This window comes from Ferrimicrobium sp. (assembly GCA_022690815.1).
GTDB lineage: Bacteria > Actinomycetota > Acidimicrobiia > Acidimicrobiales > Acidimicrobiaceae > Ferrimicrobium.
Map to the genome: position 1 here is coordinate 1 of JALCZJ010000005.1, position 21,405 is coordinate 21,405.

Consider the following 21,405-nt stretch of genomic DNA (forward strand, 5'->3'; position numbering starts at 1 on the left):
GGGCTTGGCGCTGAATTTGAACCTCCAGTACGCCTCGGGGAACACCTCGGTGACCCAGGAGATGGACGCCTATCAGTCAGCGGCCAAGCAGGCGGGTATCACCATCAACCTGAGTTCGGCGACCTTTAATACGGTGATCGGCAATGCTGCACCGTGCAAACCCAGTCAGGCTGCCTGTAAGTGGGAGATGGAAAACTGGGCTGGTGGCTGGGAGTACAGCCCGGATAACTATCCGTCTGGTGGTGAGCTCTTCGGTACGGGTTCAGGATCGAACTTCGGTAGCTACAATAGCTCCGAAGCCAACACCCTGATCGCGGCGACCCATACGTCGTCTAACCCACAGGCGGCTCTCGATGCCTACCAGAACTACATGGTCAAGAACCTGCCGGTGATCTATCAGCCATCAGCTGACTATTCGATCTCGTTGATCTCGAGCAAGCTCCATGGCGTTACCCAGAATCCGTATCTCAATCTCACACCTGAGAACTGGTACTTCACTAAGTAACTACCATTAGCCTATTACTATAAGCTGACTGTGAATGATGGTCCTGAGCGATAGCAACTACGCTGCAGCTCAGGGCCATCGTTTGCGATCCATTCACTATCGCTAGAGGGGAAGCCATGGTTGGTTACACCATCCGCCGAATCATTCAGTCCATAATCGTGGTGCTCGGTGTCCTGGTTATCATGTTCATCTTGCAGTCACTGCTGCCTGATCCGGCGAGAGCTATCGTGGGCGTGCATGCCTCCCCTGCTGTTGTCCACGCTTTCATTGTGCAAAATGATCTCAACAAGCCCTTTTATATCCAGTTATGGCATTACTTAGTGCAGGTCGTATGGCACCATTCCCTGGGTCGCTCTTACAAATTAAACGAATCGGTGGGATCGATCATCGGTCGCGATGCTCCGAAGTCGCTGCTGCTCGTTGGCGTTGCATTGTTGATCTCGATCGTCGTGGCCGTCCCGATCGGCATCTTCCAAGCTGTGCGACGCAACAAGGCCAGTGATCAGGTTGTCACTGGTGTCTCGTTTATCTTGTACGCCATGCCGACGTTCTTCCTAGGCGAACTGCTCATTCTTTTCTTCTCCGAATACTTCCACTTATTTCCCGCCGAGGCGCCACAAGGCTCCACTGTCGGACAGATCTTGGCACAGCCCAGCGGCCTCGTTCTCCCGATTGCGACGCTCGCTCTGGTAAACTTCGCTGGATACTCACGTTTCATGCGTTCTTCGGCTATCGAATCCCTTGCACAGGATTTCATCCGTACCGCACGGGCGAAGGGCCTCTCCGAGCGTGCGGTACTTTTCAAGCACATGTTGCGCAACTCACTCATCCCGATTGTGACACTCATCGGCCTCACGCTTCCGGCAGTGCTTACTGCGGGTCTGATCACCGAGGTGCTGTTTAACTTCCCAGGCATTGGCTCGGACTACATCACGGCTTTAACCAGCCAGGACTACCCAACGGCGCTAGGGATCACTTTAATCGTTGCCATTGCTACCGTTCTTGGTAATTTGCTTGCCGATATCGCCTACGCGGCCCTTGATCCGCGCGTGCGCTACTGAGTCAGGAAGGAATCCATCCATGTCCATCACTGAGGATCTCAATCCAGAACTTGAGGGCGAGTTTGCCGCCCCGTTTGCCAACCCTCCGGGCGGACCGATCCCAGATGGTGGCGACGTCTCCGGGTCGGGTTCGGCTGCCCGCCTGATCGTCCGCACTTTTTTTGACAACAAGCTCGGTATTCTCGGCATATCCCTCCTGGTATTGTTGCTGCTGTTCAGTTTCGTAGGGCCATTGTTTTACCATTCGGATACGGTTGTCGCCACGTACAACATCAACCTGCCACCGGGTGCTGGTCATCCATTGGGGACCGACCCAAGCGGCCGCGATGTCTTAGGTCGACTCATGATCGGCGGCCAGGATAGCCTCATCATTGGCATTATTTCGGCGCTCGTTTCCACCATCATTGGAGCCCTCTGGGGTGCCATCTCTGGATTCTTCGGTGGGGTCGTCGATACGGTCCTCATGCGTATCGTCGATGTCCTTCTCGCCATTCCGACCATCTTTATCTTGCTCTACCTCGAGACCATCTATCACCCGACCGTCCTCCTACTCATCATCACTATTTCCGCCGTGTCGTGGCTCACCGCTGCCCGTTTGGTCCGGGGTGAGACCTTGAGTCTGCGTACGCGTGAATATGTTCGTGCGGTCCGGATCATGGGTGGCGGGAGATTGCGGACCATCCTCCGCCATATTATTCCCAACACCATTGGCGTAATCGTTGTACAAGCCACCTTCTCGGTTGCCAACGCGATTCTGCTGCTCGCGACGTTAGGATTTCTCGGTTTTGGCCTCGCCCCACCAGCTGCTGACTGGGGTTCGATGCTTTCTGGTGGAGTTAGCTATATCTACGACGGTTACTGGTGGCTTATCTACCCCGCCGGTGTCCTTATCGTCTTGGCGGTTCTGGCGTTTAACTTTATTGGTGATGCCGTGCGCGATGCCCTCGAAGTTCGTCTGCAGCGGCGTTAAGGACTACTGAACTCTGGCTAGCCCTACGCGCAAGTTCGCCTGGTAGCCTGTTGGCATTGTGACTCATCAACATCAAAAGAAGGTCGTGAAGTCTTCGAAGCTGCGTCGGCGTCGTCGTCTGGTAACCGCCCTCGTTGGCTTTCTAGTCTTGGTTCTCATTCTGGGGATCGGTGGCTACGTCTACGTGCATTATCGCTACGATCAAATTGGGCGGGTTCACGTCGATGGACTCACAACGCAAGCAACAGGCGGCAAGCCCGAGAACATACTCTTAGTCGGTGACAACAGTCGCTGTACGCTCAAGAAGTACTCAAGCTTCTATCAGCAGCAGAACAACCATTTCGGCACCTGTTCGGAAGTTGGGGGCGGCAGGAGTGATGTAACGATGGTGCTCCATCTCGACCCGGCGACCCACTCGGCGTACCTCCTCTCCATCCCTCGAGACCTTTGGATGCCAATGCCAGGCGGGCATGGGCTCCAGTTGCGGGTTGATGATTCCCTGAACTCTGCTGAAGACTCCTATCTCCATCTCAAGTTTGGACCAACCATGTTGGTCAAGGCCATCCAACAGGACCTTGGTATCCCCATTAGCCACTACGTCGAACTCAATTTCTACACATTCGAAAAAGTAGTCAATACGCTTGGTGGCGTTACCATCGACTTCCCAACCAAACTCAAGGATTACTACTCTGGGCTCAACATCACCCAACCAGGATGCCAGCATCTCAATGGCACCCAGGCCCTCGCGCTCGTTCGAGCTCGGCACCTCTACTACTACGATCCAACGACAGGTACCTGGAAATACGACGGTACCGGAGACCTGGGGCGCATCCAGCGTACGCACATCTTCCTAAGGGTACTGGCGTCTCAGGTGAAGTCATCGGCCCTGTCTAATCCGCTGAACGCCAATGCTCTCCTCGGTTCCATCCTTCCGGCGCTCAAACTCGATCAGGGGTTTACGTTGAGCGACCTCGTCTCGCTTGCGCTGACATACTCGCACGTCAATCCTGGGTCGATCCCCACTACGACGCTCCCGGTGATTATCCCCAACGGTACGTTCCACGATCTCGCGAATCCGAGCAACTATCAGGCGCCAGGCTCTATCGTTCTTCCCTACCAGCCAAACGACCTTGCCCAGATCTCGAAGTTCCTCGGCTCCAGTGCCACCGACTATCAGGCGGTCAAGCCGAGTTCCGTAACGGTATCGGTACTCAACGGCTCTGGTGTGACCAACGAGGCCGCGCAGACCGCCTCAGCCTTGCACGCGTTGGGATATCAGATCCAGGGCACTGGCAACGCCACGTATGCAGGCAACGATTCTGAGGCAGTAGTCTCCTACCGGCCCGGTGATCTCGCGATGGGTGAGAAGGTGCTGTCATCCCTCACCGGCCAGGCGATCATGGCGCAAGGTCCAAGCTCGCAGGCTGCAGATGTTGTTGTCACAACCGGTTCTACGGTGGCTGTCGATCCCCCTAGTGGCACATCGGGGGCTTCGTCGTCGAGCTCCTCGAGTTCCACATCGACGAGCTCCTCGAGTTCCACATCGACGAGTAACCTTCAGACTGTTAGCCAGATTGCCAACACCAATCTCTGGCGCTCCTCTGAGCCGATCAGCTGGTGGGATCCAAAGGCTTGCCCGACGAAGTAGGGCTTACCCGACCTGCACTGCATCTGCCGTTCCAATGGCATGAGATTCCCGGAGCAGTCAGTACGCGACGGCGATGCTCATCATACATGGCTGGGCCCGTTAACGGAGGCTGGAGCGGCCGTGGTGAAAGAGCCTTGGCTTCAGATGGGCGCTTCCACTGCGAGTTCATTGGACTTCAACACAGCTGGAGTACCACGGTACGTCGCACGTCGAGGTTGCCCGAAGCATAGTCATGGCGCTCTCCTTCACCTCGCAGACCGTCTCTTTGTATCGCAACAGAAGCAGCCACCCATAGGTAGATGTTAGATTTTAGCTTCGCTGAGCATCGATGCAATCGAAGGAGAACCGATAGATCACCTGGGACAAGTGCTTAGCCCTAAGCAGCAAGCCTCGCAGTATCACCATAGCGTCGCTCACCACCAACAACGTCTCCCGTCACCGGCATACCGGAGACCACAAGCGAACTCGAGGAAAAATCGCATCCGCTGTCTTTGTTGGAAGGCTTCCTCCGCAGCGGTGCCGACGGTTTGATAGCCGAGCCCTACCTGTTCAGACTACGAAGGCGTTGGGCACAGCAACAGCCATCCGATCCCTGCGTATGGTGGTTGCTGCGTACCCCAGCCACCGCCCACTAGGAAGGCAGCGCACCTGCGGCTTTAGCGGCTGTCAAAGGATGCGATGGCTACGAACTTTGAGTACACTACCCAACCGTCGCTGCAACAACGGCAATCATCCATCACCCAACGCCACACAGAATGTTCAGTGGGATTGAGCAAATGCGGACGAACGCCCTGTAGCGTCGACCAGGACACCATCTCTGTCAAGTTCGCTGACCGGACCCCCGTATGATGACTCTAGGCGCGCGCTGTGCGCAGCTGCCCACATGCAGGCTAGCCAGCGGCTTCTACCTCGGCAAAGCGTGGCGCCTGCGCCATCGGGAAAAAGCAGGCAGCGTAGTGCTCATCGCCGTATTGGGTATACTCTGGCTGCTCCTCGGCACAACGGGCTTGTGCGTACGCACATCGCGTCCTAAATCTACAGCCAGATGGTGGCGTGATCGCCGAAGGGATCTCACCACGAACGGTACCGTGTTCTTTAGCAAGTTCGGTCTCCGGGTTCGCCTCTGGGACGGCATCGAGCAACATGTGGGTGTAAGGATGCTTTGCCCGCTGAAAGATGTCGGCCTCCGTTCCCAATTCCACCAACTTTCCAAGATACATAACAGCGATTCGATCAGCCATGAACCGGACCACCGACAAGTCGTGTGAGATGATGATGTAAGTCAAATCGTGTTGCTTTTGGAGATCCTTCATCAGATTGAGCACTTGGGAGCGAATGGAGACATCCAAGGCGGAGACAGGCTCGTCAGCAACAATGACCTCAGGTTGTAGCGCCAGGGCTCGAGCAAGACCAATACGCTGCCGTTGACCGCCAGAGAACTCATGTGGGTAACGGTCAGCCGCTGACGGCGAGAGTCCGACCTCTCGAAGCAGCCGTGCCACCGTCGCATTACGCTCGCGCTGGTTCCCTACGCGATGGATCGACAATGGTTCAGCGAGGATTTCCCTCACCCGCATACGAGGATCAAGTGATGCGTATGGGTCCTGGAACATGAACTGTAAGTCCTGGCGAACTGACTTTAGGTATGCGCCATGATGTTCGATGATTGACTTGCCTTTGAAGCGGATATCACCAGCGGTTACACCTTCGAGGCCGACGATCATCGACCCAGTAGTCGTTTTGCCGCAACCGGATTCACCAACGATTCCAAACGTCTCGCCACGATAGATCGTGAAGGAGACGTCGGTAACAGCCTTGACGGTACCGATCTTGCGCTGAACCAACGCACCTTTGGTGACTGGATACTCTTTGACCACATGATCGAGCTCGATAACTGGCTCAAGCCCAGTCTTAGATCCTGCCTGCGCTCGACGCGTGACGCTCACGGGCACACGGTCAGGGGCACTCACTGGGTAGAAACAGGTAAATGGGTGTGAGTAGCCATCGGGAGTTTCATACGGCGGCTCTTCGATCCGGCACCGATCCTGGACATAACGGCATCTCGGTGCAAAGCGGCATCCCACTAGGTCGGTGCTCAAATCGGGCGGCAGCCCAGGGATAGAATAGAGACGCTCCGGAATCGCTCCTTCGAGAGGAGGGATCGAGGCCAAGAGGGCTTCGGTATAGGGGTGCGATGGGTTGCGGAAGAGCTCCTTGGAGGTCGCAAATTCAGCGACCTTACCGGCGTACATCACGACAACTTCATCGGCTCGGCCGGCGATGACGCCCATATCATGGGTCACCAAGATCATCGCCATGGAGAGACGTTCCTTAAGGTCCTCAAGCAGTTCGAGGATCTGTGCCTGAATCGTGACGTCAAGAGCCGTCGTCGGCTCGTCGAGAATCAAAAGCTTGGGATCACAGGTCAGTGCCATTGCGATCATCACGCGCTGGCGGAGACCACCCGAGAGCTGATGAGGGAAGTAGGTTAGCCGCTCCTTCGGGTTCGGCATGCCGACCAAGTTAAGCACTTCAATAGCTCTTGCCTCAGCATCAGTCTTGTTCATGCCCAGGTGTAAACGAGCGGTTTCACCAATCTGATCGCCGATGGTTAGCACCGGATTCAATGAGGTCATGGGGTCCTGAAAAACCATAGCGATATCGTTGCCGCGGTATTTTCGCATTTGTGCCTGCGACAGTTTGGCTAGATCTACCCCGTCAAACAGGATCTGCCCTTGAGCTATGTAACCCCCGGTGGGTAGAAGGCCGAGGATTGACATCCCCGTCATGGTCTTACCGGATCCTGACTCGCCAACGATCCCAACGGTCTGACCAACATTGACCTCAAAACTCACACCGTCGACCGCCCGCACCTCACCCTTGCGAAGTCGGATGTTAGTGTGCAGATCGTTGATCTCTAAGAGTGGCACGTGCGTTCCCCTTACGTGAATGGCCTCATAGTATGTTATCCGGTCGGCGCATAGGCGAAGCTGCCTTGGGTGAGGAAAACTTCCTCTCTGCGTCAGCACTCAGGTTGTGCAGTGGGTAGTATAGATTCTCGCACGTCGGAGTGGCGGAATAGGTAGACGCGCTAGGTTGAGGGCCTAGTGACCGATAAGGTCGTGCGGGTTCAAGTCCCGCCTCCGACACCAAAAGGGTTTCGACCGATACCACATACAGTTCATACAGCTTTGGGTCGACACAGCACACAAACTATGCCCCCACAAAGACCATGGCATCCGGAGGACGCTATTACAACAAGGGCTCCATGTATACCAGGCGAGACTGGGTTCTACCTCCCGGCGTGATAGCCAATTGATTGCGCAGCGCTCGATAGTCCACTAACAGCGGTCGTGCGAATGCTCACCCAGGTCATCCTGTGAGCTGGCTCGACCTATGTTTCTTGTATTGTTTGTAGCTGGTGGCCGTTGTTCATGTTGCGCTGGTACCCAGCTGGATGTTGCACTCAAACCATGGGCCACACGGCCTCAAAGCCACTCGCCATCGCTTCAGTCCATATGACAATCCTGGTCTTTGGAGGCACGGGTCATAGCTAATTTGGAGGTCATCTTCGAGTCACCCCGAGGAGACCTCGCGGGTCCGCAGTCTACTGACGTGCCAAATTATGCAAGTATCGTTTAAAGGCCTGCCGGAGTCGCGTCATCGATTCCACCAGATGCACGTGGATCTCGTCCCATTGGGCCTCCGGGGATTCGAACCCCCCCGGTATCATCAGGGCAATCCGAAAGTGTCCCGAACCCAACGACTCCCACAACAATGGATCAGGTGCAATCGCCTGCTCCAGATCCTCTCTGAGCGCCAGTAACGAGTTGAAGATGTGATTGGCCTCAGCCTGGCGGTCTCCTGGACCAGCAATACGAATCTCAACGCCACTCTCAAGTGGCTCAACAACGAAGTTGTAGGTCACTCCCGCCAGACGAGTCAATCGATGGATGACAGAAGTGGCACCGCGGACCGCGGGCACCATCACTGGTGCGCTCTCATGTCCAGCGAGGAGAGCAAAGAACCTTCGGCGCTCTTCACTGCGATCTACCAGGGTCCGGCGCTCAAACTCGGCGATGCGAATCAATCGCGATGGACCGAGGATTCGATTGACCAGATGCGATACCGTACCATCGATACCCCGCAGACCATGAACCTGGAGGAGGAAAAACCGTGTCATCGAGCAGCGATTGAGCCATGCCACCGCACCGATGTGTTCGGCGCTAAACTCTTCCGCAACCCAGATGACGGTTGTTGCGCCCAACGCGCTTGAGTATGTGAGCAGTCGCCCAAGACCTGCGTTATTGCTCTTTGTGAGGCATATCTCGACTACGACGATGCCGCCCTCGGAGTCCTCTCCAATGAGATCGGCGGACCGCGGGCCAGCGTTCACCGGACGCACCAGTGTGGTGATGGAGCAATCAAGCGCATCATTGAGCGCATCCGGGTGGCGGGTAAACCAGTCGATGAGCTCATGGGTGCCACCGAGCCAGATCTCCCGAGCCGAAACCCTCATCGGCCTGCCGATGACCTGCTCCGCCACGATCACCCTCCTTGGTACGTCTTTTGGACCCTATGCTCGTCCCATGTCACCAGCCGCTGGGGCAGGACACTTGACTCCTTCGCACAACGATAGCCGACCGCGCCAGAAGTGCTTGCGCTCTTGCCAAGGAAAGTCCCGAAGAACAAGGCATGTCGCTTTCGCTCGCCCGTACGAGTCCAATTACAATCACTTTTAGTGCTTGCATACCCACATATAGTGAAGTACCATTCAACGCAACACCTCGATGCGTTGACACCGATTTAAGGGTGAAGCGCGGAACGCCATTTGCCAACTCCATGCTCTGCTCGATTGGAACGGGACCATCGACACTCCCCAACGGTCCTTAGTTTGGAGGGTAGAGTCACGACCCGACCAGTGTCATTGGGCGAGCGATGGCAACGGGGCGAAAGCTCCAATCTCGCCGCTGGCCACCAGTTCGGTTGCAGCTTCGATATCGGGCGCCATGAAGTGGTCGACGTCATAGTGAGGGACGACCTCGCGCAACCGGCCAATCACCTGCTGGAGTTGAGGGCTGGTCTCGACCGGGGCTCTTAGCTCGATGCCCTGTACGGCAGCGAGGAGTTCGATACCGACGATCGTGGCAACGTTACGCGCCAATGGCCCTAGACGCCGTGCAGCGAAGGTCGCCATTGAGACGTGATCCTCCTGATTAGCAGACGTCGGAAGCGAATCAACCGATGCCGGATGCGCAAGGCTCTTGTTTTCAGAGGCGAGCGCAGCAGCGCTCACATGCGCGATCATGAAGCCAGAATTGACTCCCCCATTCTTGACAAGAAATGGCGGTAAGCCGCTCAGCGTTGCATCGATCAGAAGTGCAATACGGCGTTCTGCGATACCCCCTACTTCGCTAGCGGCGATGGCAAGAAAATCACTTGCCATAGCGACGGGCTCGGCGTGGAAATTACCGCCAGAGAGCACCTCTTGGGTTCCAGTAAAAACCAGTGGATTGTCAGAAACGCCGTTAGCTTCGGTCAACAACGTTCCCCCGCACCACTGCAGTGTGTCAAAGACCGGACCCATCACCTGCGGTTGGCAACGCAAGCTGTACGGATCTTGGACTTTCTCACAGTCCTGGTGCCACTGGGTGATACCAGAGCCTTCAAGCAGGGTACGGTAGGCAGCCGCAACCACTGCCTGGAGATGATGACCACGCACCGCCTGGATCCTAGGATCGAAGGGGACGACCGACCCCGCTGCGGCATCGACACTCAATGCCCCGGTTACCACTGCGGCTCTGGCCACGCGATCGATGGCCAAGAGTCCTTCGATGGCCAATGCGGTGGAGACCTGCGTTCCATTGAGGAGGGCTAAACCCTCCTTCGGCTGGAGGGTGATCGGTGAACGCCCGAGGAGCGAAAGAGCCTCTGACGCAGGCATGCGTGATCCGCGTACTCGAACCTCGCCGATGCCGAGGAGGACGGCCGCGAGGTGCGCCAGCGGGGCGAGATCCCCCGATGCACCCACCGAACCCTGGGACGGAATAATGGGCAAGACATCGTGGGTGAGCAGGTCGATGAGGGCCTCGAAAACCTCGGGTGTCACGCCTGAATACCCTTGGGCCAGACTTGCAATCTTGAGTAGCAGCACCATGCGCACCACCGCATCCCCCAGGGGCTCGCCGACACCAACAGCGTGCGATAGGACGAGGTTACGTTGCAACAGCAACAACTCGGACGGGGGAATCTGCGTATTGGCCAAACGGCCAAACCCAGTGTTGATCCCATAGGCCGGATCGGTGGCCTCAGCGATGGTAGCTACGGTGGCCGCGGAGGTCCTGATGGTATCCCATGATCGGGTTGGCAGGGTGAGTTTATTAACTCCATCCCTGACCATCAACAGCTGCTCGTAGGTGAGCGAACCTGGTTCAATCTCCATTGGTGATCCCTTCGTTCTGTGGCGAGGCTGTAGTGCTTGCATGAAATCTGATGGATGTGCGGTTGTTATCGACCCCGATGACCAGGCAGCCAAAGGAGTGATGGCCGCACAGGCTTACCCACGTCGTTCGTCTCTTTGTGATCAGGGTAGCATCGAATGCCTATTCTTTGCCATCCAAGCTGCGCCGATATCCAAGGAGCTTGACCTGTGGTAATGTGAGATCTCGCTCGGGAACCCGAACGAAACCCATTCGTTCATACAGCCGCTGAGCCTGGACCATCTGTACATTCGTATGTAGTGATACCGCATGCTTCTGGTTAGCTCTGGCTTGATCGAGACAGGCTGTGACCAGCGCTCGACCCGCTCCATGACGCTGTACCTTGGGATCAACGCCAAGCATCCGAATGCCGGCCTCGCCAACTTGGAGCCCCTCCGCGTATTCGGATGCTTCATCAAGCACGAGCGTCACTGAACCAATAAGCCGCTCGCCCAGGAAGCAACCAAGGACTGGCACCTGCGAAAGCCGAGCACCAACGTCTGCGACGTAATGCAGATAACCCTCTTCGCTCGACTCTCCTTCGGGATAGATCTGGCGATACGCCGCCAACAATACGGCACTCGCTTGTGGGGCCTCCGCTTGTCGAAGCTGTCGAACCATCAGCGTATCCATCACGACCTCCTTGCGTCTTAGAACGTGTGTATGCCCGCGGGACCTACACCCTTTGCTACCTACACTAGAGCTATGTCAACCCAAGAACCAACGATCCTTGCCACCTCTGGTGGGCTCATGCGTGGTGGACGCACGGAGATGGCGTTCGCCCCCTTGCTCAAGTATGCACTGGCACTCAGTGGTGCCAGCAAACCCAAGTTGCTCTACGTCGGTACCGCCATGGGAGACGATTCCGCTATCGCAGCTCGGATGATCGAGGCCGGGCGAGCCGCTGGGGTCCCAGTTGATCTGCTGAAACTCTATCCAATGCCAAACGTCGATGACCCCCTGGCTTGGGTACTCGATCACGATGTGGTTTGGGTCGGAGGAGGAAGCGTAGCCAACTTGTTGGCGCTCTGGCGCTTGCACGGTCTCGACGATGTCCTGACGCAAGCATGGCACCAAGGAATCGTCCTTGCGGGTGTCTCAGCGGGTTCGCTCTGCTGGCATAGCGGAGGCACGACCGACTCCTTCACCCCTCGGCTCTCCCCGGTCACCAACGGGCTCGGCCTGCTTCCCTACTCCAATGGCGTCCACTATGACTCCGAAGAGCGTCGGCGACCGCTGTTTCAGCGGCTGATCGCCGAGCGTGTGTTACCCGACGGCTACGCCACCGAGGACGGCACTGGCCTTGTCTTTCACGGTACCCAACTTGTCGAAGCAGTGGCCGAGATCCCGGGCAAGCAGGCCTACTCAGTGCGACTCGACGGAGATAGCGTTCAAGAAGAGCCTCTCGCCACACGCCTCCTCCAAGCCTAAGGTTCGCAACGACAACCCGCCGACCTTGTCCTAATCGAGACTCATGGCGCTATCACGAGGCAAGAGTTTGGTACCTGGCCGCTGTTGTTACGCAACCACGCCTCAGATACCATCCTGGCACCGTCCGCTTAGGCGGTGCCCTTGAGTTTACGCCCTACTGAGTCGACCAACGTATTCCAGTCAGCGGTAAAGCTCTGAGCTCCGTTGACCTGAAGCTCATCAGCGAGCTGCTCGATATCGAGCCCCGCCTCTTCAAGGCGGGCAATCGTCGCCTCTGACTTAGCAAGCGCGTCATCAAGCACCGAAGAAATCTCGCCGTGATCGTCAAAAGCCAGCAGCGTCGTCTCTGGCATGGTGTTCACCGTTCCAGGCGCAGCTAAGGCAGACACGTAGAACGTGTCCGAGAAGGCGGGGTCCTTGGTCGAGGTGGAGGCCCATAACACGCGCTGCATCCGATCGGCACCGTTGCAGAGATCCTGACAACGGTCGGTCGCAAGTATCTGTTGATGGGCTGCCCAGATTGATTGCATGACGGCCAAGCCGGTCTGTTGTTGCAGCTGGGGCGGCAGCTTCGGGTTGGCAGCGGAATCCCAACGAGAGACGAAGACCGAGGCAACTGAGGGAACATCCAAATCCAAGCCAGCGCGTTGGCGAAGTTCGAGACCGTCAAGAAAAGCCGTCGCCGCAGCAACATAATGCTTAAGGCCAAAAAGCAGGGTCACGTTGACACCGATGCCATCGGCGATAAGATCCCGAATCGCTTGGCATCCAGCCTCGGTGCCCGGCACCTTGATGAGCACATTCTCGAGATCGAAGCGCGCACGCAATCGACGGGCCCAGGACATGGTCTCAGGAACCGAGTTGGCATACTCTGGAGGTACCTCGATGGATACAAAGCCATCTCGATGACCGCTTCGCTCCCAAGCCTCTCGTAGCAGGTTCGCTGCGTCCGTGAGGTCGACGATCGCCAGCTCGTAGATCATGTCCTCGGCCTCGTGCACGCCCTTGGCCACAAAACGATCAAGCGCCCCATCGTAATCATTCGAATGGCCAATCGCATGGGCCAAAATAGATGGGTTCGACGTGAGACCGGTGATGCCGACATCATGCACATAGTGAGCTAACGTACCCGAATCGATCAACTGCCGTGAAATCGAGTCCAACCAGACACTTTGCCCGAGCTTTGCGAGCGAACGTACTCCATGCATTATTTACCTCCAATGATGGTTTTGATGGTCTCAACGACCTCGTCGGTGCTGAACCCAAAGGCCTCAAGCACCTCATCTTTGCGGCCGGAGGCACCAAAGGTACGCATTCCGATAACCGAATCAACGAATTCGTACCAGCCAAACGGCGACGCAGCCTCGATGGCGATCTTCGGTGCGTGGCCCAGGAGCTCCGTACGTTCGGCGTCTGGCCTCTGACGCAGTAACTCAAGCGATGGGACCGAGACGACGGCGGCCTCAACCCCACCTTGGGCGAGGACATCAGCCGCATCGAGGGCGAGGCTCACCTCGGAGCCGGTCGCAACCAAGGTAACATCGTTACCGCCGCGAAGTCGGTACCCGCCGAGGGATTTTTGATCGATCTTGGCTGCCACCGGCAACACCGGTAGGCCCTGCCGTGACAGCACGAGCACGGTCGGACCCTCCGAACGTCCGATACCGAAGGCGACACAGGCCGCGGTCTCGTTCGCATCTGCTGGCCGCAATACCACGATGCCCGGCATAGCCCGCAAACCAGCCAGCTGCTCAACCGGTTGATGCGTGGTGCCGTCCTCGCCGAGTGCGATGGAATCATGCGTGAAGATGAACATCGTCTGCAGCTCCATAATCGCGGAAAGTCGCAAGGCGGGCTTCAGGTAGTCAGAAAACACGAAGAACGTGCTTGCAAATGGCAGGAACCCACCGTGGGCCGCAATACCATTCGTGATGGCGGCCATCGCGTGTTCGCGGATCCCAAAATAGATATCGCGACCTGCGTAGCTGGGCCACATCACCTCTCCAGCAAGCTTGGTCTCTGTCGAGCTCTCGACGTCGGCAGCTCCACCGACGATCTCAGGGAAGTGTTCCGCGCCAGCACGCAGGGCTGCACCGAGCGCCACTCGGGTTGAGACCGTCGTTTGATCAGAGAAGTCAGGCAACGCAAATGATCCCTGGCCAAGCTTTCCATCGAGAACCCGTCGCGCAAACTCCTTGAACCTAACCGGGTCGCGTGACGAAGCCAACTGACAGGTGGCCTCCCACGCGGCGTACCCGGAGTCACGATCCGGACGCCATGCGGCGTAGGCCTCGCTAGGCACAACGAATGGGGCGTGGGGCCACTTGAGCTGCTCACGCGTCGCCAGTACGGCTTCAGCACCCAACGCTGCCCCATGGGCACGATGATCGTCATGATACGGGCTACCCATCCCGATGTGCGAGTTCATGATCACCAAGGTCGGTTGTCCCCGGGTCTTGGTGGCCTCTGCCAACACGGCATCGACTTGAGCAAAGTCATCAACATCGGTAATCCTCAAAACCCGAAAGCCATAGGCCAGGTACCGCGTTGCAACCTCTTCGTCAAACGAGAGCGCACTGGGCCCATCGAGGGTAACGAGGTTGGAGTCGTAGAGGACCGTCAGCTTCTCCAGCCTCAGATGGCCCGCCAGCGAGGAGGCCTCAGAGGCGATCCCCTCCATCATGTCCCCATCTCCACAAAGCACCCAAGTGCGATGATCGACGACGGTGGCTCCTTCGACGTTAAATTGCTCGGCCGCCATTCGCTCAGCGAGCGCCAGCCCTACCGCGTTGGCCACTCCTTGTCCGAGTGGACCAGTGGTGACCTCGACACCGGGGGTCATCCCACGCTCGGGGTGACCAGGGCATCGTGACGGATACCGTCGAAATCGCTGCAGATCCTCGAGCGTCAGATCGTAGCCATTGAGGTGCAGTGCTCCATAGAGCAGCATCGAAGCATGCCCTCCGGAGAGGACGAAGCGGTCACGGTCCGCCCAATCCGGACGGCTGGGGTCATGCCGCAGAAACCGCGTGAAGAGCCGGTAGATGACGGGGGCCATCGCCAGCGGCGTCCCCGGGTGGCCCGAATTCGCCAGCTCCACGGCATCAACGGCGAGAAATCGCAGCGCATTGGATGCGACGTCGTAGACGTCCGGACTTCGTAGGCCACCAAAATCGTTCTTCTGCTCACTCATGTAGGTCGTCCTCTCATATGTCGGTAACGCAAGACCAAGTCAGCGGTGGAGGCATCGACGGTGTCCAGCGCTGGGGACTCTGGGGCGCCGAGCATCGGCACCAGCTCCGAGGCCAACTCCTTGCCGAGTTCAACACCCCATTGGTCGAAGGAGTCGATCCCCCAAATCACCCCTTGGGTGAACACGCTGTGCTCGTAGAGGGCGATGAGCGCACCGAGCACCTCTGGTGTGAGGCGTTGAGCAAGGATCGTGGTAGTTGGACGATTCCCGGGCATGCGCCGTGATGCACGCTGCTTGAGCGGAACACCAAGGGCTTCGAGCTCGGCATCGTTGCGTCCGAACGCAAGCGCCCGTGTCTGGGCCAGTCCATTGGCAAACAACATGTCTTGTTGTGCGTCTGGGCCTCCAAGCGGCTCTCCAAAGAGAATGAAATCTGCCGGCACAAGGAGCGTGCCTTGATGCAGCAGCTGATAGAAGGCGTGTTGACCGTCGGTACCGGGCTCACCCCAATAAATAGCACCCGTACCATAGTCGACGGTGGTACCATCGATGCGCACCGACTTGCCGTTGGATTCCATGGTGAGTTGTTGGAGATAGGCAGGGAACCTCGCGAGTCGCTCGCTATAGGGCAAAACTGCTTGCGATTGGGCCCCAAAAAAGTTTCGATACCAAACCGACAAGAGGCCCATGATGACAGGAGCATTCTTGGCGAATGGCGCTTGACGGAAGTGTTCGTCAACCGTGGCGAAGCCATGAAGGAACGATCGGAACCGTTCTGGCCCAATGGCCAACATGATCGAAAGTCCTACCGCGGAATCCACCGAGTACCGGCCACCGATAAAATCCCAGAATCCGAACATATTCTGAGGATCGATGCCGAACTCGCGCACCCCAGCCTCGTTGGTAGAGACGGCCACGAAATGCTTTTCGATGGCATCCGGGTGGTCGCTGAGGGCTTGAGAGATCCATTGGCGAGCGGCCTTGGCATTGGTTAATGTTTCGAGCGTGCCAAAGGTCTTCGACACGACCACGAATAATGTGGTCTCAGGGTCATTGCGTTCGAAGATAGACGCGATGGCGACAGGGTCGATGTTCGAGACAAAATATGTCGATCGGGACTTGTCAGCGAAGTCGTACAAGGCGACCGTAACCATCTCAGGGCCAAGATCTGACCCTCCGATACCGATATTGACGACGGAGGTGAAGGGCTTGCCGGTCGCGCCAACCCGTACGTTAGAACGGATCGAGCGGGCGAAGGCCTCCATCCGCTGGAGGACATCCTCGACCTCGCGGTCCACATCAATACCGTCGATCGGTGCCGTGATCTGGGCACCGTGGCGCAGGGCCGTATGCAGAACTGCTCGATCCTCGGAGACGTTGATATGATCTCCTCGCAGCATTGCCTTGATAGCCTCTGGAAGGAAACGGGCCTCAGCAAGGGCTATCAGCCGCGCGAGGGTCTCCGTGGTAATGAGCTGTTTGGAAAAGTCCAGATACAGTGGACCAACCTCGGCGCTAGCCCAGCTAAGTCGTCGATTATCTTGGGCAAAGAGTTGGCGCAAATCGGTGCGCTTGATCGTTGCAGCGTGTTCAGTGAGCGCGCTCCATTGGGGTAATTGCTTTGGCGAAACCCCAGCAACCGGATACGGCACGAATTTCCCTCCGATCCATTGATGACTCCAGCCTAGACGGGACCGTCGGCACCCCCGACGTTGGTAATTGCGACCCGAAGCTCTCGGTCAAACAGGGATTCGAGCAACCGACGCTTCCTTCGCAACGCATAGAGTTCGGCCCCCAGATCAGTCGTGGCGCTGATGGAGAGCTCCAGCGACGAGGGATGCACCTTGCAACGAAGCGAGCGAATCAGCTGTTGGTGGGACCGATCCAGAGCATCAGCCAAACGCACCAGGGCTGTCGCTACCTTGATCTCGTGTACATCGATCTCGTCGAGCTCTTTGGCGATCGAAATCTCCCCTTTGGTATGGGATCCGATCACGTGAGCGATGATCTCGATCTCACGCCGCGAGAACCCCCGCGGGGGCGACGCCGTAACCAGGTATTGCCCGTGACGATCGTGGTTATCACGGCTGATAAAGGCTCCAATGTCGTGCAACAGGGCAGCTACTTGGAGACGCTCACGAGCTTGCCCTGAGAGCCCATGCAAGACGGCGAGATCGTCAAAGAGTCGACATGCCAGATCGGCCACAAACGTCGCGTGGGCCTCATTGCCCCGATATCGCTGCAACAACTCCCGCACCGATCCATGCCTCAGCTCTGATGGGTCGACCGAGAATGCGAAGTGCTCCTGGCTTGCAGCCTCGCGCAGCACAATACCTTCACGAAGTGCCCAAGAACACAGCCAGACTTCGTCGACGGCGACGGCATCAAGGATGGCCATGAGAATATTGGCACCAAATCCAACGGTCGCGGCTCGTCGGTCATCGATCCCTTTGAGGCTTGGCCGGTCGCTGATGGGAGTGGCAAGAATCGCCGAACAGGCCCCGAGCAGCGATTGGCGGCTGACCAAGCGGGCCAAAAGTCCATCATCGAGTTCATCGCGCTCGCTGTCGAGCGAGAGCGCGAGACGGCCAATGGCATTCATCGTCCCACTGGTGAGGATTAGCCGAGTGGGCAAATAATTAGCCAGTGTCGACAGCGGCTCGTTGAGCTCATGCGCAAGGTAGGTTCTCACCCTTTGATCGCCGTCATCATCGCCAAATCTGGCTCGCAAGCGTCCGACGCCGAGCCTGAGGCTACGGGCTGCAATCAGCTGCCGCTGGTCACCAAGCATCAGCTCCAGACTTCCCCCACCGAGGTCGACACCCAACACGGGCCGTGAACCGAGATGACAGGCAGCGCGTATGGCATCAAAGATGAGTGTTGCCTCTTCGTGACCACTGATCACCTGAACATCAATACCGGTTTTCGTCGCGATCGCATCGATGAGCTCCTGGGTGTTTTCAGCATCTCGGAACGATGCTGTCGCCTTGGCAACCACGACGTTAGCGCCAAAACGCTCAGCAATGATGGAAAATCGAGCAACGGTGCTGACCGCGGCCTCGATGCTTTCGTCGGGGAAATATCCCTCGCGATAGACGACCTCGCCAAGACGCAGCATCTCACGCTCTTTCGCAATCGGCTCAAGCGTGAGATCGGGTCGCACCTTCACCACCGCGAGGTGAAATGAATTCGAACCAAGGTCTATTGCTGCAACGACGACATCAGCGGCCATGCTGGGTGACCTCACGGTAGTGGCTTCATTGATCGACACCACCTCTGGCGTCAGACCATGGAGTGATGATTGGGGTCGATTGCTCGAGCAAGTCCGCCAGGCGGCCACCTAAGTCCGCAACCCGGTCAACCGACGAGGGTCCAGATATCGACTTCGCCCCCCCTTGGGCGCAAGCGCTCCCTTCAAGGGCGGTTGCCAACTTCGATGCCGGACTGGGGGTGACATCGGGGAAGCGTTCGTCGATCTCGTCAACAAGTCGGCGAAGCAGGTCACGATCTTGGCTCTCGACCTCGATCTCGACAAAGGTCAACCGGCGAGGGAAGGCAACGTGGACGACATCGAGACAGATCTCGAGCTCGGCTCCCCCACGCTCACCAAGCCACCGCTCCCGCGTGGTGTCGAAGGCGGCGATCTCCACGAGCGGTAGACCTACTCCTAGGGAGCGCAACGCAAGCGAGAGCGCAGCTGGAACCTCGCTCCATGAGCCCATCGTCTCGTACTCCCTAGCGATAGCGAGACCACTCGCATCTGGCACTGCGCCAATTTTGACCGTCCAACAGGTTTCACTGGCTCCGCGATCTCCGCGAGCTCTCAGCCCAACGCCGTGTCGACCAAGGGTGACTTGGTCGTCGTCAAGGTAGCGCGAGGTCAGGGTTTCAATCGTGGATGGCCCGACCATGCGCTCGCATGTTGCCACGATGGCTGCAACGACCTCTCGGCCGCGTGGCCGGTCTCCTGGACGCCGCTTGAGTTCGCTTTCACGCGCCACTGAGAGTCCCGTGATCAGGTGCGGACCCGTTAAGGATTAGCTGCGCAGAGATTCCTCGTTGACGAACCAGACGCGTCCAGCGTCCCTCGGCGCCGAGCGTCCAGGCATTCGTATCGTCTTGCCACTCCAGCTCCAGCATTTGAATAACCCGGCGGCGAAGGTCGAGGTTCTCGAGAGGGAACAGTAACTCCACTCGTCGATCGAGGTTACGCTGCATGAGATCGCTTGAACCGAGAAGAATCTCAGCCGAGGAGTCCCCAGCGTCTCCGAAGACAAAGATGCGCGAATGTTCAAGGAACTCGCCGACGATCGAGCGGATCTCGATTCCTTGTGAAAGCCCCTGAACCCCTGGACGCAGCGCGCAGATGCCACGAACCAGTCCGCGAACCCTGACACCAGCCTGCGATGCCACATACAGGGCATCGATGATCGTAGGATCGACGAGCCCGTTGACCTTAAAGCCGATGTATCCCTCGGATCCACGTGCTGTCTCTCGCTCGATCAGCGAGGTGATGCGGGCTCGCAGATCGATTGGGGCAAGGATGAGCTTCTCCAGATGCGAAGGGTGTGAGAAGCCGGTGAGGTAGTTAAACACCTCACCGAGATCATGACCAATCTGGGGGTCAACGGTGAAGAGCCCGTAGTCTTCGTATGTCTTAGCAGTCTTGGCGTTGTAGTTGCCGGTGCCAAGATGGCAGTAGCGAACCAACCCTTGGCTCTCGCGGCGAACGACCATAATCGCCTTGCAATGGGTTTTGAGTCCGACGACACCGTACACGACATGGACGCCAGCATCCTCGAGTTTTCGCGCCCACCCGATGTTGGCGAGTTCATCAAATCGAGCCTTGACCTCGACGATCACCACCACTTGCTTACCGCCTTCAGCCGCATCGATCAGTGATTCAACGATCGCAGAGTCCCCAGAGGTGCGATAGAGCGTCTGTTTGATCGCTAATACGTCAGGATCGCGGGCAGCCGCCGCAACGAAGGTCTCCACCGTTGATGAGAAGCTATCGTAGGGATGATGAACAAGGATGTCCCCCGCCTTAATGGCGGAAAATAGATCGACCGGCTCGCCTTCTGGGCAGGCAAAAGCCGCCGGTGTACGGCCGGCCGCCCGAGGACCACATTCGTCCTCCAGCCCGAGGTCGTACACCTCAAACAGGCATCGCATGTCAAGGGGTAGCCCCGTGCTGTAGACATCATCGCGATGAAGCTCTAACTCGTCGATCAGTAAGGCCAAAATCGCCGGCGACGAGTTGGCGGCGATCTCAAGGCGGACCGCTCGCCCAAATCGACGCCGCCGTAACTCGGTCTCGACCATGGCCAGAAGGTCATCAGCCTCGCCTTCTTCCAGCACGAGATCGGTATTGCGGGTCACGCGGAACAACGCCGTCTCACCGATCTCCATCCCAGGAAACAGCAGTGCACCAAAGGACTGGATCAGGTCTTCAAGCAGTACAAAGGAGCCACCACCAATCGGATAAAGGCGTGGAAAGTTCGAGGGCACTTTTATACGAGCAAAGCGCTCTTCGTGGTCGAGGGGCTCTCGAACTGCAACCGCGAGGTTCAGTGAAAGATTCGAGATGTAGGGAAACGGGTGTGCTGGATCCACCGATAGCGGCGTCAAGACTGGGTATAAGTCGGCCTCAAAGGCGCTCTTGAGCCGCGCCCGAGTCGCATCCGGAAGTGTCGCTACTTGCTCGATCCTGATGCCAAGCTCTGCGAGGCGCGGCAGCAGCCGATGGTGATAACTTGCCTCACCAGCCTCGAGCAGACCAGTTAACCGTCCCCGAATGTTGCGCAACTGCTCACGTGGGGTCAGGCCATCCGTAGAGCGGATCGTAAAGGGTGAGACCAGTTGATCCTTGAGACCGGCGACCCGCACCTGGAAGAACTCGTCAAGGCCAGCACCGAAGATAGCAAAAAACTTTGCCCGCTGCAGCGCACCGAGGCTTTCATCGTCAGCCAGCTCGAGAATACGAGCGCCAAACTCCAGCCACGAGAGCTCACGGTTGAAATATCTCGAATCCCCCGGTTCCAACGGCTTTGGATGAAGTTCGAGTGGCAGTTCAAAAGGTTGGCGCATCTCGCTCCTTGTTCTACATGACGGGCAG

15 protein-coding genes and 1 tRNA gene are annotated in these 21,405 nt (G+C 57.5%); 6 read left to right on the forward strand and 10 right to left on the reverse strand.

Annotated elements, in window-relative coordinates; all coding sequences use genetic code 11:
- From MP439_02385 to MP439_02400, 4 genes are all read left to right on the forward strand, one after another.
- On the forward strand, positions 1 to 505 hold a 505-nt coding region (locus tag MP439_02385), incomplete at its 5' end, for an ABC transporter substrate-binding protein (protein ID MCI2974907.1).
- 116 nt (positions 506 to 621) lie between these two features.
- A complete protein-coding gene (locus MP439_02390; GenBank protein ID MCI2974908.1) occupies positions 622 to 1,566 on the forward strand; it encodes an ABC transporter permease in 945 nt (314 codons plus the stop codon).
- Positions 1,567 to 1,585: 19 nt separating this feature from the next.
- Positions 1,586 to 2,536 carry an ABC transporter permease gene (locus MP439_02395; protein MCI2974909.1) on the forward strand — a complete coding sequence of 317 codons (951 nt, stop codon included), beginning with the start codon at positions 1,586 to 1,588 and terminating at the stop codon, positions 2,534 to 2,536.
- Positions 2,537 to 2,621: 85 nt separating this feature from the next.
- Positions 2,622 to 4,184 carry an LCP family protein gene (locus tag MP439_02400; protein MCI2974910.1) on the forward strand — a complete coding sequence of 521 codons (1,563 nt, stop codon included), beginning with the start codon at positions 2,622 to 2,624 and terminating at the stop codon, positions 4,182 to 4,184.
- An 890-nt stretch (positions 4,185 to 5,074) separates the two neighbouring features.
- Here the strand turns inward: MP439_02400 and MP439_02405 are convergent.
- A complete protein-coding gene (locus MP439_02405) occupies positions 5,075 to 7,114 on the reverse strand; it encodes an ABC transporter ATP-binding protein (protein MCI2974911.1) in 2,040 nt (679 codons plus the stop codon).
- A 134-nt stretch (positions 7,115 to 7,248) separates the two neighbouring features.
- Here MP439_02405 and MP439_02410 point away from each other — a divergent pair.
- Positions 7,249 to 7,336: transfer RNA gene (locus tag MP439_02410), tRNA-Leu, on the forward strand.
- 455 nt (positions 7,337 to 7,791) lie between these two features.
- Here MP439_02410 and MP439_02415 read toward each other — a convergent pair.
- From MP439_02415 to MP439_02425, 3 genes are all read right to left on the reverse strand, one after another.
- Complete coding sequence (locus MP439_02415) at positions 7,792 to 8,730, reverse strand: DUF4268 domain-containing protein (protein ID MCI2974912.1); 939 nt, start codon at positions 8,728 to 8,730, stop codon at positions 7,792 to 7,794.
- A gap of 378 nt (positions 8,731 to 9,108) precedes the next feature.
- Positions 9,109 to 10,626: a histidine ammonia-lyase gene (gene hutH, locus MP439_02420; protein ID MCI2974913.1), complete on the reverse strand. Its 1,518-nt coding sequence runs from the start codon at positions 10,624 to 10,626 to the stop codon at positions 9,109 to 9,111.
- A gap of 160 nt (positions 10,627 to 10,786) precedes the next feature.
- Positions 10,787 to 11,296: a GNAT family N-acetyltransferase gene (locus MP439_02425; protein MCI2974914.1), complete on the reverse strand. Its 510-nt coding sequence runs from the start codon at positions 11,294 to 11,296 to the stop codon at positions 10,787 to 10,789.
- A gap of 72 nt (positions 11,297 to 11,368) precedes the next feature.
- Between MP439_02425 and MP439_02430 the strand changes: the two genes are divergently transcribed.
- Positions 11,369 to 12,094, forward strand: a complete 726-nt coding sequence (locus MP439_02430) for a peptidase E (protein MCI2974915.1) — start codon at positions 11,369 to 11,371, stop codon at positions 12,092 to 12,094.
- A 128-nt stretch (positions 12,095 to 12,222) separates the two neighbouring features.
- On the opposite strand, the gene tal is transcribed toward MP439_02430, so the two are convergent.
- From tal to ppk1, 6 genes are read right to left on the reverse strand one after another with little or no spacing between them, the layout of a single operon-like run.
- Positions 12,223 to 13,302: a transaldolase gene (gene tal, locus MP439_02435; GenBank protein ID MCI2974916.1), complete on the reverse strand. Its 1,080-nt coding sequence runs from the start codon at positions 13,300 to 13,302 to the stop codon at positions 12,223 to 12,225.
- Positions 13,302 to 15,287, reverse strand: a complete 1,986-nt coding sequence (gene tkt / locus MP439_02440) for a transketolase (protein ID MCI2974917.1) — start codon at positions 15,285 to 15,287, stop codon at positions 13,302 to 13,304. The genes tal and tkt overlap by 1 nt, the downstream gene beginning before the upstream one ends.
- Positions 15,284 to 16,939, reverse strand: coding sequence for a glucose-6-phosphate isomerase (gene pgi, locus MP439_02445; protein MCI2974918.1), 1,656 nt, complete (start codon positions 16,937 to 16,939; stop codon positions 15,284 to 15,286). The genes tkt and pgi overlap by 4 nt, the downstream gene beginning before the upstream one ends.
- Positions 16,940 to 16,971: 32 nt before the next feature.
- Positions 16,972 to 18,534 carry a Ppx/GppA family phosphatase gene (locus MP439_02450; protein ID MCI2974919.1) on the reverse strand — a complete coding sequence of 521 codons (1,563 nt, stop codon included), beginning with the start codon at positions 18,532 to 18,534 and terminating at the stop codon, positions 16,972 to 16,974.
- A 10-nt stretch (positions 18,535 to 18,544) separates the two neighbouring features.
- Positions 18,545 to 19,288 carry a CYTH domain-containing protein gene (locus MP439_02455; GenBank protein MCI2974920.1) on the reverse strand — a complete coding sequence of 248 codons (744 nt, stop codon included), beginning with the start codon at positions 19,286 to 19,288 and terminating at the stop codon, positions 18,545 to 18,547.
- A complete protein-coding gene (ppk1, locus tag MP439_02460) occupies positions 19,278 to 21,377 on the reverse strand; it encodes a polyphosphate kinase 1 (protein ID MCI2974921.1) in 2,100 nt (699 codons plus the stop codon). The genes MP439_02455 and ppk1 overlap by 11 nt, the downstream gene beginning before the upstream one ends.
- Between the last annotated feature and the right edge of the window lie 28 nt (positions 21,378 to 21,405).

Bases quoted from the DNA above. Each gene is read 5' to 3' on its own strand.
- MP439_02390 (MCI2974908.1), top strand. From the start codon at position 622: ATGGTTGGTTACACCATCCGCCGAATCATTCAGTCCATAATCGTGGTG.
- MP439_02395 (MCI2974909.1), top strand. From the start codon at position 1,586: ATGTCCATCACTGAGGATCTCAATCCAGAACTTGAGGGCGAGTTTGCC.
- hutH (MCI2974913.1), bottom strand. From the start codon at position 10,626: ATGGAGATTGAACCAGGTTCGCTCACCTACGAGCAGCTGTTGATGGTC.
- MP439_02425 (MCI2974914.1), bottom strand. From the start codon at position 11,296: ATGGATACGCTGATGGTTCGACAGCTTCGACAAGCGGAGGCCCCACAA.
- MP439_02430 (MCI2974915.1), top strand. From the start codon at position 11,369: ATGTCAACCCAAGAACCAACGATCCTTGCCACCTCTGGTGGGCTCATG.
- tal (MCI2974916.1), bottom strand. From the start codon at position 13,302: ATGCATGGAGTACGTTCGCTCGCAAAGCTCGGGCAAAGTGTCTGGTTG.
- tkt (MCI2974917.1), bottom strand. From the start codon at position 15,287: ATGAGTGAGCAGAAGAACGATTTTGGTGGCCTACGAAGTCCGGACGTC.
- ppk1 (MCI2974921.1), bottom strand. From the start codon at position 21,377: ATGCGCCAACCTTTTGAACTGCCACTCGAACTTCATCCAAAGCCGTTG.